General features: G+C 66.6%; 8 protein-coding genes. 5 read left to right on the forward strand and 3 right to left on the reverse strand.

What is annotated here, in order from left to right; translation table 11 throughout:
- Positions 1–212 precede the first annotated feature (212 nt).
- Both IG63_RS22865 and IG63_RS0117945 read right to left on the reverse strand, forming a co-directional pair.
- Complete coding sequence (locus tag IG63_RS22865; RefSeq protein ID WP_157210286.1) at positions 213–1,457, reverse strand: ScoMcrA-related endonuclease; 1,245 nt, start codon at positions 1,455–1,457, stop codon at positions 213–215.
- A 454-nt stretch (positions 1,458–1,911) separates the two neighbouring features.
- A complete protein-coding gene (locus IG63_RS0117945; protein ID WP_051707139.1) occupies positions 1,912–2,943 on the reverse strand; it encodes a DNA cytosine methyltransferase in 1,032 nt (343 codons plus the stop codon).
- A gap of 112 nt (positions 2,944–3,055) precedes the next feature.
- Here IG63_RS0117945 and IG63_RS0117950 point away from each other — a divergent pair, with 112 nt between their 5' ends.
- The 3 genes from IG63_RS0117950 to IG63_RS0117960 are packed head-to-tail and all read left to right on the forward strand — an operon-like array spanning position 3,056 to position 7,915.
- Positions 3,056–5,131: an ATP-binding protein gene (locus tag IG63_RS0117950; protein ID WP_157210287.1), complete on the forward strand. Its 2,076-nt coding sequence runs from the start codon at positions 3,056–3,058 to the stop codon at positions 5,129–5,131.
- Complete coding sequence (locus IG63_RS0117955) at positions 5,064–6,317, forward strand: tyrosine-type recombinase/integrase (protein ID WP_245604496.1); 1,254 nt, start codon at positions 5,064–5,066, stop codon at positions 6,315–6,317. The genes IG63_RS0117950 and IG63_RS0117955 overlap by 68 nt, the downstream gene beginning before the upstream one ends.
- Positions 6,318–6,370: 53 nt before the next feature.
- Positions 6,371–7,915 carry a hypothetical protein gene (locus IG63_RS0117960; RefSeq protein ID WP_030485728.1) on the forward strand — a complete coding sequence of 515 codons (1,545 nt, stop codon included), beginning with the start codon at positions 6,371–6,373 and terminating at the stop codon, positions 7,913–7,915.
- A gap of 54 nt (positions 7,916–7,969) precedes the next feature.
- Here IG63_RS0117960 and IG63_RS0117965 read toward each other — a convergent pair whose 3' ends face one another.
- Positions 7,970–8,761 carry a nucleotidyltransferase domain-containing protein gene (locus IG63_RS0117965; RefSeq protein ID WP_051707142.1) on the reverse strand — a complete coding sequence of 264 codons (792 nt, stop codon included), beginning with the start codon at positions 8,759–8,761 and terminating at the stop codon, positions 7,970–7,972.
- Positions 8,762–8,883: 122 nt separating this feature from the next.
- On the opposite strand from IG63_RS0117965, the gene IG63_RS0117970 reads away from it, so the two are divergent.
- Positions 8,884–10,296 carry a 3' terminal RNA ribose 2'-O-methyltransferase Hen1 gene (locus IG63_RS0117970; RefSeq protein ID WP_030485730.1) on the forward strand — a complete coding sequence of 471 codons (1,413 nt, stop codon included), beginning with the start codon at positions 8,884–8,886 and terminating at the stop codon, positions 10,294–10,296.
- The gene (locus IG63_RS0117975; protein ID WP_030485731.1) at positions 10,289–12,811 is read left to right on the forward strand and encodes a polynucleotide kinase-phosphatase; all 2,523 of its coding nucleotides are present in this window, start codon (positions 10,289–10,291) and stop codon (positions 12,809–12,811) included. Before IG63_RS0117970 ends, IG63_RS0117975 begins: the two co-directional genes overlap by 8 nt.
- Positions 12,812–13,421 lie beyond the last annotated feature (610 nt).

The following is a 13,421-nucleotide window of genomic DNA, read 5'->3' on the forward strand; positions in this document are numbered from 1 at the left end:
ACTCTCACCCTTCCGTGGCCTGAGAGCCTCGATCAGACCCGGCACGCGACAGACGAACGCCTGCGGGAAAGCCGGTTGGGTCGTCATTCGATTCCGGAGCATCGGGATGCGCTCGCCGCTGCCCAAGAGATTGCGACGGCCGTTCGCTCCGGGTCAATGCTGCGACCGTACATCCGTCGGAGGGCACGGTTGGGGCACGGAGATGCCTGGCATCAGCCGTGGTGCCGACGTCGATGGGCCTCGAAGTAGACAGCGCGATTCGAGGACCAACCCGGCGCCCGAGACCCAAGCAGTGGCTCCATGAGGTCCTGGAGCGCTGCGGGGACCGGTGCCGGAGGACGCAGTCCGATGATCTGGCCCTCGTCGTTCACCCCCAGGTAGCCCTGCTCGAACAGTGCGTCGCAGCCAGCGACGCACAGGGCCCAGCCGACGTGGGGCAGGTCCAGGCGCTCCGCGTCCGAGCACATGTGCCGCGGCTTTATGTGCGCCGCGACCAAGAAGCCCTGAGGGAAGGTCCGTGCACACATTCCGCACGTGGCGACGGCGTTCGGATCACCGGTGGCGATGCCGAGCGCCCCTCGCAGGAATCGCTGCTCCCGTCTGCCCATGCGTCGGACGGCCACATCGGTGCCGCCAAGTCTCTCCGCCAGTCCGACGTAGTTCGCCGGGTCTGGTCCGAGTGGGCCTTCTGCCGGGCGACCGAGGTCCTCGACTCCGAATCCGAGCCGCCGCAAGGGGTCAGCGACGTTCTCGCGGTCGCCGCGCCAAGGCCCTTCCAGGTCGAGACCGGCAATGGCGCGGGCCCCGAGGATCAGGGCCATCGCATCCATCTCATCCTCGCCGTCGACCACGACGTACTTTCGTGCCGATGGGGCCTGGTAGTGGGCGAGGAAGGCATCCCTTCCCATTCGCCTCCAGTCGGCTATCGCTGCTTCGAGGTGAGCTTCTGACAGCCCGGCCGCCATCCCACTCCTTCGCTCCCGGGCACTCGGCTCAGTGGCGCTGAGAGCCTTCATGAGCTCCGATCGCGTCGTTGGAGTCGGGGACCGGAAGGCGAGCGTTGCTCGTTTGCGCTGGTTTCCGCCACCGACCGACCGAGCACTGCCGATGTCGCCCTGGGGTCGCGTGAGACCCCGGCGGAGTAGACCGAAGTCCTCAACCCCCGAGAGCCTGATTGGAAAGGGCTGCCCGTCGACATGGATCCTGCGTTCTGCTGTGGAGAGCTGCGCCACGCGTCGACTGTCGACGAGCGCGTCGATCAGTTCGACATCGAGGGAGCTGAGGCGGCGCAATGCCTCCTCCAGGAGCAGTGGATATTCGGGGTTTCGAACGTTGCCTGAGCCGGTCGCTCCACCCGAGCTCTCGATCGTCAGGCTGAAGGTGTTGGACCCATTGATCACGCTGATCTCGAAGTTGGCATCGATATCGTCGGTCGTATCGGCCCTACGAAGTCGCACAAGTTGAAGGTAGCAATGGACCCTCTCGCTGCCGTGGCCATTGGGCCAGATCGCCGAAGAACTGGGAGAACTGGGGGAACTGGTCGGTGGCGACGCTGAGCGGCTCCTGCGTGACGGTCCTGAAATCGGCCTCGGTTATCCTGCGGTGCCGAGTCCGGCCGTGAAGCGGAACTCGCTGGGATGCACCTCGGGCACTTTGTCGAAGTCGACCAAGAAGGCGGCTGTACGGATCGCCGTGTCGCGCGCCATCGGCTGGCCCGTGACCCATCGGCTCGCGGTGCTGGCCGGAGCGACCACCGGACGCTGGTGTTTTCACGGTCCTCACGGCCGGGGAGGTAGGGCTGTCGGTCTCGGTGGACGAGTAAGAGCTTCTTTCGGGGCTCGGTGCGCTCACCGGGGAGGGCAGGCGCTGGGCGCTCGCCGCCTTCGACCTGCGTCGGCGTTGGATCTCGCCTCAGCCGACGAGGTCGCTCACGACCTCGCCAAGGGCGGCTGCCATACGGACTGGCACGGCATTACCAATCTGCCGCTCGATCTGGTCATATCCCCCGGCGAACTGGTAGGTCGCAGGGAACGTCTGCAAAGTCGCCGCCTCACGAAGCGTGATTCCGCGAGGCTCGGTCGGGTGGATGAAGGACCCGCATGCGGGGGTCGTGCAGCGAGTCGTCATGGTGGGGGCAGGTTCGTCAAGTCGTATGCGTCCATACGAGCCCGTCGCGCTGCGGCTGCCGCTCAGGCGCACGTGGCAGTCGAGTTGAAGGTCCGCTGGGAGATCGAAGCGTGAACCGCCTACGGGAACGGCGCTCACGCGTCGCGCCACCTTCTCGCTCAGCGTCCGGTGTCGATTCAGCGGGTCGCCTGGCACCAGGTCCTCCGCCAACTGCTGAAATGCAGATTTCACGGACACGTCGGGCGGAACATCGCCATCCAATCCAAGGGGGGAGAGGATATCCGGCAACTTCGAACGACGGCCCCGGGCGGCGAGGATGATGAGCCGCTTGCGCCGCTGCGGAACTCCGAAGTCGACGGCGTTGACCTTGTACTGCTTGCTTGCGTAGCCAAGCTCATGCAGAGCGCCGAGCAGGCGCTTGGACCTAGCGTCTCGGCCCAGGCCGGGGACGTTCTCCAAGAGCACCGCCCGCGGGCGCAGAGCGCGAACGAACCGAATCGTATGGAGCACCAAGTCGTTCTGTTCCTCATTGACCCGTGCGCGGCCCTCGGCCAGGGAGGAGAAGCCCTGGCATGGCGGGCAGGCCTTGAGCAGTGACAATTCGCCCTGTCGGAGGTGGAGCTCGCGCATTGCCTGCATGGCAGGGAGCTTGCGGATGTCGGTGTCCCACAGACGCACCAACGGGTGGTTGAGTCGGTAGGAGGTGGCTGCAGCGGGATCGTTCTCGACGGCCCCGACAACGTCGAAGCCCGCGGCACGGAGACCCTCGGTCGCGCCTCCGGCCCCGGCGAACAAGTCCAGAGCCGTGCGCGTCATGCCCGCATCGTAGCGTCGCGCGGCGGGCAGGAGCCGGGGGATGGCGAGTATGTCAGACCGTCGGGGCCCATAAGCGCCACGCGCCCTCCATGTTGCCCCTAACGTGGCTGCCGTGACTGACGTGACCGCCGTGGGCGCGACCGGGGCCGAGACCGAGCAGGTTGCGACGTACAGCATGCGATTGTCGCGCCTCACGGTCGACAAGCTGGGAGTGAAGCTGTACGACAAGGCGAGCGCCGTGGTCGCCGAGCTGATCGCCAATTCCTACGACGCTGATGCCGAGGACGTGACGGTCTCGCTCCCTCTCGGGACGTCTCTGGCGACGAAGGACGACAACGGCACCATCGTCGACAGCGGCTACGAGATCGTGGTCTCCGATGACGGGCATGGCATGACCCCCGAGGAGGCACAGAAGTACTTCCTCTCGGTGGGCTCTGACCGCAGGACGCGCTCTGCCTCTGTCGGCGGCGCGAAGTCCCGAGAGAAGCAGCGTGCGGTCATGGGACGCAAAGGCATCGGCAAGCTCGCTCCATTCGGCATCTGCAAGCGTATCGATGTCCGGTCCGCAGGCGGGGAGAAGACGGATCAGGGGTACCTCGTCAGCCACTTCCTGCTCGACTTCGACAAGATCCTCACCGATGAAGAGGGCGAGGTGCCGATCGACGCTGGGGCCGACGACCGCACGTGGTCGCCCGTTCGCGGAACCACTGTGACCCTTTCAGGATTCCTGCCGAAGCGCGTGCCGGACAAGACGACCTTCACGCGTCAGGTCGCGCGCCGGTTCGCGCTCGCGAAAGACGACTTCACCATTCACGTCCACAACAGCCGCAAGGACGATCAGATCAAGGATGGGGAGCGGAACTTCACCATTCCCAAGTTCCAAGTCGCCATCAATGAGGCTACGAAGATCGACCTCAAGTCGCGGCCGGTCCCCTTCGGCGACCGTGAGCTGTCGGTCTCGGGCTGGCTCGCTTTCGGAAAGAGCGCCATCAAGGATGAGGAAGAGGCGGGTGTACGGATCTACGCTCGTGGGAAGATCGTCGCAACGACGCGCGATTTCGAGCAGCCTGCCGGATTCACGGGAGAGTTCACCATGCGGTCTTACCTCGTGGGCGAGATCCATGCTGAGTGGCTCGATGACGATGACGAGGAGGACCTCGTCCGGACCGACCGTCAGGGGATTCTGTGGGATTCTGACTACGGGGAGGCCCTTCGGCAATGGGGTGCCGCTCTCGTCAAGGAGATCGCGAAGAAGTCCGCCGGCCCGCGCCGGAAGTCCAAGGTCGAGATCTTCTTTAAAAACTCAAATCTCGAGAAGCGGGCGCAGGAGCGATACGGCGAAAACAAGGCCGTGATCGACGCGGTCATGGAGTTCGGCAAAAAGATCGGTGGCATGGCGCAGGAGGACGAACTCGAGGACCAGGAGTACGTCGATGAACTCGTCGATCTGGTGCTCTTGGTGGGCCCTCATCAGGCGCTCATTCGTTCCTTTCAAGCCATCTCGAAGCTCGGAGACAAGGGTGTCGACGAGATCGTGCCGCTGTTTACTCACACGCGCACCGCGGAACTCGCCAGCTACGCGCAGATCGCGCACCAGCGCGTGGACGCCATCGAGGAGCTGAACAAGGTCATCGATAACCCCGATGTTGTCGAAGCCGATCTCCAGAGCCTTGTCTCGCGCGCGCCGTGGCTAATCCGGCCCGATTGGTCAGTCATCAGCGAGAACCAGGGCCTGAAGACATTCCGTGACCGATTCACCGTCTTTGTGAAGGACCGCTACGGCCTCGATGTTGAGATCGCCATCGCGTACGAGAAGAAGAGGCCGGACTTCACGGCGGTCCACCTCGGACGCCAGCTTCACCTCGTCGAGTTGAAGAAGCCTAAGCACAAGTTTGGCGACGATGATTACGACCGGTTGCAGAACTACATCGTCGCCTTCACGGACTTCTTCGAGCAGCACAAAGAAGTCGCGGCGTTGTTCGCGGATGGCTGGGTCATCGACCTGATCACTGACGACGTCAAGATCAAGGACAAGACGCGTGAGATCGCGTTCAATGCCGCCGTCACGCAGAAGCAGGTCGTTCTCAGGACCTGGTACGACTTCATCACCACCGCCCGTGATGCCCACGCTGAGTTCCTCGACATTCACGATGAAGCTCAGAAGATGCTGGCCGGAGACGACGGCTGACGGCACACCGTGGTGGCAGGGGGCGGCAGGCACGGTCGACAGCCTTGCGGCGAGCCGCGTCAGCGAGGGACTTGTCAACCCGCGCGCCCCCGATCGGGATTCGATCGCCCTCCAACAACCCCTCCTTTCGGGAGGTAAGTTCGCGCAGCCCGATCCGCCCTTCGCGCGGGCCTGGCGGCGCCGCCGAGAGTGGGTGATGACGAACTCACTAATCCGCCTCGAAGAACTCCCGCTCGCCGACAGTCGAGTGGCCCTGACCGCTGGCGATGCCGAACGAATCGCCACCGCCATCGAAGCTGAACTCGCGGCGTCGACCCGCGCGACCTACGACTGCGCCTGGCGACAGTGGGACCGCTGGTGTCAGGGCCGGGGCATCAACCCGCTCCCGGCGCCACCAGAGGCGCTCGCCGCGTTCCTCGCCGAGCGCGCCGAAGCCGGACTCACCTTCGGGACCCTCGACGGCTACTGCTCCGGCATCGCCCACCGCCACCACCAGGAAGGCTTCGCCGACCCGACTGCCGCGGCCGTCGTACGGCGCGTGCGTCGCGGGCGAAGGATCATGGGCGTCGCGCCCCGCCACCAAGCCCACCCGTTGACGGTGGCCGAGCTCGGGCAGATCGTCTCGTCGATCGACACCGACACAGCCATCGGCAAGCGCGACCGCGCCATCCTCCTGGTCGGCTACGCCTCGGCGATGAGACCCGGCGAAGTCTCGGCGCTGAATGTCGAGGACATCCTCCGCAAGCCGAGCGGCGTCCTGATCCACATCCGTCGGTCGAAGACCGACCAAGACGCCCGCGGCCAGCTCGTCGGGGTGGCTCGTGGCGACAATCCGGTGACCGACCCGATCCGGGCACTCGACAGCTGGCTCAAGGTCCGGCCGTCGGCACCGGGCGCGCTCTTCACGCGCGTCCACTATCGGAACCACTTGACGAGCGAGCGGATCGGACCGCGGGCGATCAGTAGGACCGTCCAAGAGCGTGCCCATGCCGCGGGTTTCGACAGCATCCCTGTATCCGGCCACTCGCTGCGGGCCGGGCATGCCACGACGGCGGCCGTCAACGGAGCGTCGATCGACCGCATCGCCGCCCAGACGCGTCACCGTGATCTGGCGACCTTGCTGAACCACTACATCCGGCCAGCAGAGGCGATGATGACCACGACCAGCCGGGACCTCGGTCTCTGAGCACCCGACGAAATGAGAGAGCCGCATCCGATCTCGGGCGGCAGACTGTCCACGTGTCACTGAGCCCACCCGCTGCATCCGAGTTCGCCGAGGAACTTGCGCGCGCAGTCGTCGACGGCGCGACGGCCGAGTGGACGGCACTGGCGGCGAGGCTGGAGAACCTGTCCGGCCGCGAATGGTTGGTGCTGGATGCCGCGGCTCGCAGCTATCGGGTCCACTACTCGACGCCGGTCTCGGGAGTACGCGGGTGGCTTGGGCCCACTCTGGGTGAGCCGAGCGGCCTTGTCGCGACCGTCACCAGCCTGCACGTCGACGGACGCATCCGCGAACGAGCGACGCGCACACTCGCTGAGCTTGCGGGGCCCGTCGCCGTCACGGCGGCGGCGGTTCGTCTGCTCGACCACGTCGAGCAGGTCCGTGCCATCGCACGCCAGTCGCTCACGGCGCTTCTGGTCACGGAGCCGCGCCCGGACCATGTTGTGCGCGTCCTCGACGTAGTGCTCGCCGGCCGGGGTCGCCTCCAGGGACCCGGAGCTCTTGATGTCGTTGAAGAGCTCGCCCGCCGCCTGTTCAGCGAGACCGACTATGTCGATCTGCTGATGGCAGCAACGCCTCGCAACGTCCGGAGGCACGGCTTCAAGACCGCCAACCGACTGGGGATGCTCCCTGGTCCGCGACTCCTTGAGGCGGCGCAAGACGAGGAAGACCAGCTGATCGTTGCGTGGTGCGCGGACTGGCTCTACGAGCGAGGGACCCCGGAGGACTTCGCGGACCTCCTAGACGCCCGCTCCGCTCTTCTCCGCCAAGTTGCCGTACTGCGCGTCGATGGCGCTGCACTGCCTGACAGCACCCTCCTGCACATGGCAGCCGACCGCGCCCCACGGGTACGCGAGGCCGCGCGTCATCGCGCCCGGAAGCGGGGATTGGATATCGCGAGCTGGTACCGACGCGAACTTCGATCGGACGTGCCGGCCAACCGCACGGCGGCAGTTCTGGACGGCCTCCTCGTCTCCGGTGATGCCAGCGACCTGCCTTCCTTCCGAGCAGCGCTCGCGGATCCCCGGCCGCGGATCCGAGCGGTTGCCCTGCGCGGCGTCGCTGCCTGGACCGCGGATGCCGAAACGATCCTCCAGGTGGCGCCGCTGCTGACCGACCCCAGCAGCCGCGTGTCCGCCTCAGCGACACGAGTTCTGGCTCGCGCCGGGGCACCCACGGCGGTCGCTGCCGACGCGTGGGCGTCGCCCCTGACCGGCAGCCGACGGGCGGCCTGGTACCTCACGCGATCGACTGGCGGCTGGAACGCCGTGGAATCGGATCTACGGCTGGCTACCGACCCCGACGCAAAGCTCGCCGGCCTTGGTCGGACCCAAATCAGCAACTGGCTGACGACGCGGGCCGCGACGACCTGGCAGCCGCTCCCCGAGAGCCAGCGGTCCAGGATCGCTGCGCTCCTCGAGGAATGGGACGCATCGAAGGACGTCAAGCGAGCCTTGGCCTTCCACGCCGGAATCCGGCCGCTTCCCGTCGAGTATGTCCACCGCGACCTGCCTGCCGAGGTCGTCCCGATCAAGCGCAAGCGCAAGTGGTGGCGCGGATGAGCCACATGCGCTCAGGTACCCGCGCGCAACACGGCTCGCGTGGGGAGCGGTGGATCAGACCCACCGCCAGTGACGACGTTGGGCATCGATCGCCCACGCGCTGATCCGGTCCAGGTCCGCGGCCTCGGGTAGCGGCGAGCGGTTCTCGTCCAGCAACATCCGCACGGCATCTTCCAGACGGGCGATCTCCGATGACACCTCGTCGCGATCGACCTCTCCCCGCTTGACCGCGAGGACACGTTCGCGCTCGCGGTCAGGGAGCGGCAGGCTCAGGACGCCGGTGCTCGCGATCTCAAAGCCCTGGTAGGCGAGCCGAAGTGCGTGACTGCCGTACTTCACGTCCCACCCATACCTCTCGATCAACTCGGGCCGGTTGGGGACGTTGCGCTTCGACTGGCCGAGCATTCGCTCTTGCTGGGATCGCATGTACCCGAGGAACCTCTCGACCGCCAGGCGCGACATGAACGCCGAGCGCAGCTCGCGCAGTTCATCCCCGAGCGGCGTCACCACCACCAGCGATTCCTCGGGGGCGAACAGCGGCAGCATGACCGTCGGGTTGCCCTTGATCGCCAGCCGCAGGTACTTGCGCAGCGAGTAGAGGACCAGGTCTGTGTCGCCATGGCCGCTACGTACGCCCTCGGGCTGGGTACGCCAGATGTAGTCCTCGCGGTGCCGCTCCACACCGAGGATCCATTCGGGCGGCTCGATGTAGACGCCCATCTCGTCGTGGTCATCGGTGCCCTCGATGGCGATCCCGTGCACGCCGCTCCCGACGACCGAGCGGAGGATCTCGTTGGGGAGAGCCATGCTGGAGTCGCCGTACTCGACGTTGGGCAGATCGGACACCGGTTCACCGTAGGGCGCGGACGGACCACCGCCGAAGCGAATATCGAATGATTCGCGCCGCGGCCTCCGTGGAGTCGGAAACTCCTTCGGACTTCGTCGGGCCCCTACGGCAGACTTGCCCAGTGCTCCTGACCGTCACGACCACCCAAAAGCCGGCAACCGACCTCGGCTACCTCCTGCACAAGCACCCTGAGCGCGTCCAGGAGTTCAAGCAGTCGTTCGGCACCGCGACGGTCTTCTACCCCGAAGCCAACGAGGAGCGGTGCACCGTCGCACTGATGCTCGACGTCGACCCGATCCGCCTTGCGCGTTCTCGTGGGAAGAACGCCCCTGACTTCAGCCTGGCGCAGTACGTCAACGACCGCTCGTACGCAGCCTCGTCGCTGCTCGGCGTGGCGATGGCCGACGTCTTCAGCACCGCCCGCAGCGGTCGCTGCAACTCCCGGCAGGAGCTTGCTGACTCGGCGATCCCGCTGGAGATCGTGATCCCGGTCCTGCCGTGCCGCGGCGGCGCAGAGATCGCGCACCGACTCTTCGAACCACTCGGCTGGACGGTCGAGGCCGACTCCATCCCACTCGACGACGCCTTCGCAGACTGGGGCGACTCCCGCTACGTCCGACTCCGGCTGACGGGCGTCGTCCGGCTCGCCGACGCGCTGAACCAGCTCCACGTCTTGCTGCCTGTGCTCGACGAGTCCAAGCACTACTGGCAGGGCCCCGACGAGGTCGACAAGCTGCTGCGCTCGGGCGAGGGGTGGCTTGCTACCCACCCTGACGCCAACCTCATCACCCGTCGCTACCTCGGACGTCGCGGCGGACTCACCCGCGTCGCCCTCGCCCGGCTCGCCGAGCTCGGCGACGAGGTGGAGGAGGCGGTCGAGCCCGCCGAGGACGAGGAAGTCCTGCAGGCAGTCGAGAAGCGCGTCCCGCTGAACACTCAGCGGCACGAGGCGGTGCACCAGGTTCTGCTCGAACTAGGTGCACGGACGGTGATCGACCTGGGCTGCGGGCCGGGCCAGTTCCTCGACCGGCTCGTCAAGACCTCGGCGTTCACGCGGATCGCTGGATCCGACGTCTCGACTCGATCGCTGCAGTACGCCGCCCGACGCCTCCACGTCGACCGGATGAGCGAGCGTCAGGCCGAGCGTGTCCAACTCTTCCAGAGTGCGCTGACCTACGAGGACGACCGCTACACCGGCTACGACGCCGCCGTACTCATGGAGGTCATCGAGCACGTCGACCCGCCTCGCCTCGAGGCCCTTGAGCGGGTCGTCTTCGGCGCCGCCAAACCCGGTGCCGTCGTCGTGACCACGCCCAATGGCGAGTACAACGTGCTCTACGAAGGCCTCGCCGGCATGCGGCACCCCGACCACCGCTTCGAGTGGACCCGCGACGAGTTCGCCGAATGGTCCGACCGCGTTGCCGCCGCCCACGGCTACGGCGTCGAGCGCCGCGGGATCGGCGACCTCGACGACACCCACGGAACACCAACCCAGATGGCCATCTTCACCCGAAAGGAGGGGACCGATGACTGACGCAGCAACGAACAGGCAGCAGGTCACCGTCCCCGCCATGGGCCTGGTCGTCCTGGTTGGGGTCTCGGGAAGCGGCAAGTCCACCTTCGCCCGCACGCACTTCAAGCCGACCGAGGTCGTCTCCAGCGACTTCTGCCGCGGCCTCGTCGCCGACGACGAGAACGACCAGTCCGCGACCCCGGATGCCTTCGACGTGCTGCACTACATCGTCGGCACGCGACTGCGACGCGGGCTGCTCACCGTCGTCGACGCCACCAACGTCCAGCAGGCCGCGCGTGCCTCGCTCGTAAAGCTGGCCAAGAGCCACGACGTCCTTGTCGACGCCATCGTCATCGACGTCCCAGAGTCCGTCGCGATCGAACGCAACAAGCAGCGACCGCACCGCGACTTCGCCGACCACGTCATCTCCCGGCAGCACCGTGACCTCAAGCGCTCCTTCCGACGCCTCAGCAAGGAAGGCTTCCGTCGTGTACACGTCCTGCGTGGCACCGACCAGGTCGAGAGCGTCGAGATCCTCCGCGAGAGGCCCTGGAACGACCGGCGGGAGATCCTCGGCCCCTTCGACATCATCGGCGACGTCCACGGCTGCGCCTCCGAGCTCTGCACCCTGCTCACCCAACTCGGCTGGAACATCGAGTACGACGGCACCGCCGCCGTCGGCGCATCCCACCCCGAGAGCCGACAGGTCGTCTTCGTCGGCGACCTCGTCGACCGCGGCCCGGACACGCCGGGCGTCCTGCGCCTCGTCATGGGCATGGTCGCCGCCGGCAACGCCTTGTGCGTGGCCGGCAACCACGAGGCCAAGCTCGTCCGCGCCTTGCGCGGCTCGAAGGTCACCGTGTCCCACGGCCTTGCCGAGTCGCTCGCCCAGCTCGAGGAGGAGCCCGAGGACTTCCGCAAGCAGGCACTGGACTTCATGGACGGCCTCATCAGCCACTACGTCCTCGATGACGGCAAGCTCGTCGTCGCCCACGCCGGACTCAAGGAGGCCTACCACAGCCGATCCTCCGGCCGTGTCCGATCGTTCGCGCTCTACGGCGACACTACCGGCGAGACCGACGAGTACGGCCTCCCGGTCCGCTACCCCTGGGCGCAGGAATACCGAGGACAGGCCGTGGTCGTGTACGGCCACACCCCAGTGCCGAAGGCCGAGTGGATCAACAACACCATCTGCCTCGATACCGGCGTGGTCTTCGGTGGCGAACTCACAGCTCTGCGCTACCCGGAGCGAGACATCGTCTCGGTACCTGCCGAGAAGGAGTGGTACGAACCAGTCCGGCCCCTCGCGCCAGCCGCGGGCGACCGCGAGGCGTCCGTGCTCAAGATCGGCGACGTCGCCGGGACTCGATGGCTGGAGACCACCCACGCCGGAAAGGTCAAGATCCCCGAAGAGAACGCGGCAGCGGCCCTGGAGGTCATGAGCCGGTTCGCCGTCGACCCGCGGTGGCTGGTCTACCTGCCCCCCACCATGTCGCCGGTGGCCACCTCGAAACTCGAGGGCTATCTCGAGCACCCAGCCCAGGCCTTTGACGAATACGCCGGATGGGGCGTCACCCGCGTGGTCTGCGAAGAGAAGCACATGGGCTCGCGCGCCATCGCGATCATCGCCAGGGACGCCGATGCTGCAGAGCGCCGCTTCGGCGTAGGCGACGGCACCACCGGCGTCGTCTACACCCGGACAGGACGCCCGTTCTTCGCCAACACCAGTGAGCTCGTCGCCCGCCTACGCGTGTCCGCCGCGCCGCTGTTCGAGTCACTCGACACCGACTGGCTTGCTCTCGACTGTGAACTGCTGCCCTGGTCTGCCAAGGCCATCGACCTGATCAAGGCCCAGTACGCCTCCGTCGGTGCTGCCGCGCGCAGGGTCCTGCCCGAGGCGGAGACGGTTCTCCAGCAGGCCGCCGCGCGCGGTCTTGACGTGGCGGACCTCACGGACCGGATCAAGCGTCGGCGCGACAACGCTGAGGCGTTCCGGGACGCGTACGCCGCCTACGTCCACCCGACCGACGGCCTCGAGGGAGTGACCCTTGCGCCGTTCCACATTCTGGCCTCCGAAGGCCGTGCCCTCGCGCTGACCGAGTCCCATGAGTGGCATCTCGCCGAACTGGCCAAGCTCGAGGGAGATCTGATCACGCCGACCCGGCACCGTTTCGTGGACCTCTCATCGGACGAGGAGCGTCAGGCGGCGATCGACTGGTGGCTCGAGCTGACTGCGGCCGGGGGAGAGGGCATGGTCGTCAAGCCCGCGCACCTGACCAGCGGTCGCATCCAGCCCGGCATCAAGGTGCGTGGCCGCGAGTACCTGCGGGTCATCTACGGCCCCGACTACACCGACTCACTCGACGTACTCCGCGAGCGACACCTCGGCAAGAAGCGGCAGCTCGCCCAGAGGGAGCATGGCCTCGGCATCGAGGCGCTGACCGCCTTCGTCGACCACGAGCCGCTCTGGAAGGTGCACCAGGCGGTCTTCGCCGTGCTCGCACTCGAGTCTGAGCCCGTCGACCCGCGCCTCTAGGCGGATTCGATCGCCCTCCAACAACCCTCCAGAAACAGCCGGAAGGGTCAGGAGCCGGTCGGGTACAGTCGGAGCTGTCAGCGAGGACTCCTCCTCATCAACACGGAGGATCCGGCGGCATCCCGCAACGTTCGGTAGCGGTCGGCAGGGCGCCGATCCAACCCAGAGGTCGCAGGTTCAAATCCTGCCCCCGCTACAAGAAGGTGGCCCCTGACCTGCGAAAACGCAGATCAGGGGCCATTTGGCATTTGAACCATTCTGGCTTATGCCGCGCTTTGTGACCCAGAAACACGTTTGTGTGAGTGCTTGCGGGGGCCTGGAGCCCGTAGGGGTCGCCCTCGGTTGCAACTCGATGCCGCCGCCCCCACGCACTGTTGATCGCGCACCAAGTTGTGCGCGGTATGGGCGCTCGCAGTGTCCGTGAATCGTGCGGGCCGTTTGACTGCCGGGCCTCATCACTCGGGTTCACGCTGCGTGGCGTTGGGCGCCGGAGCCGGGGAGAGCGTCCGCAGGGTCTGCTGCACGATCAGGTGACAGGTTGACCTGACCTACCGTTTGGGCTCCATCCGCGGTGGCTAACTGACAGCGGGGATGGGTTCGTTTTCGGAGC

It is taken from the genome of Nocardioides aequoreus (assembly GCF_000720335.1).
In the GTDB taxonomy this organism is placed as follows: Bacteria; Actinomycetota; Actinomycetes; order Propionibacteriales; family Nocardioidaceae; genus Marmoricola; species Marmoricola aequoreus.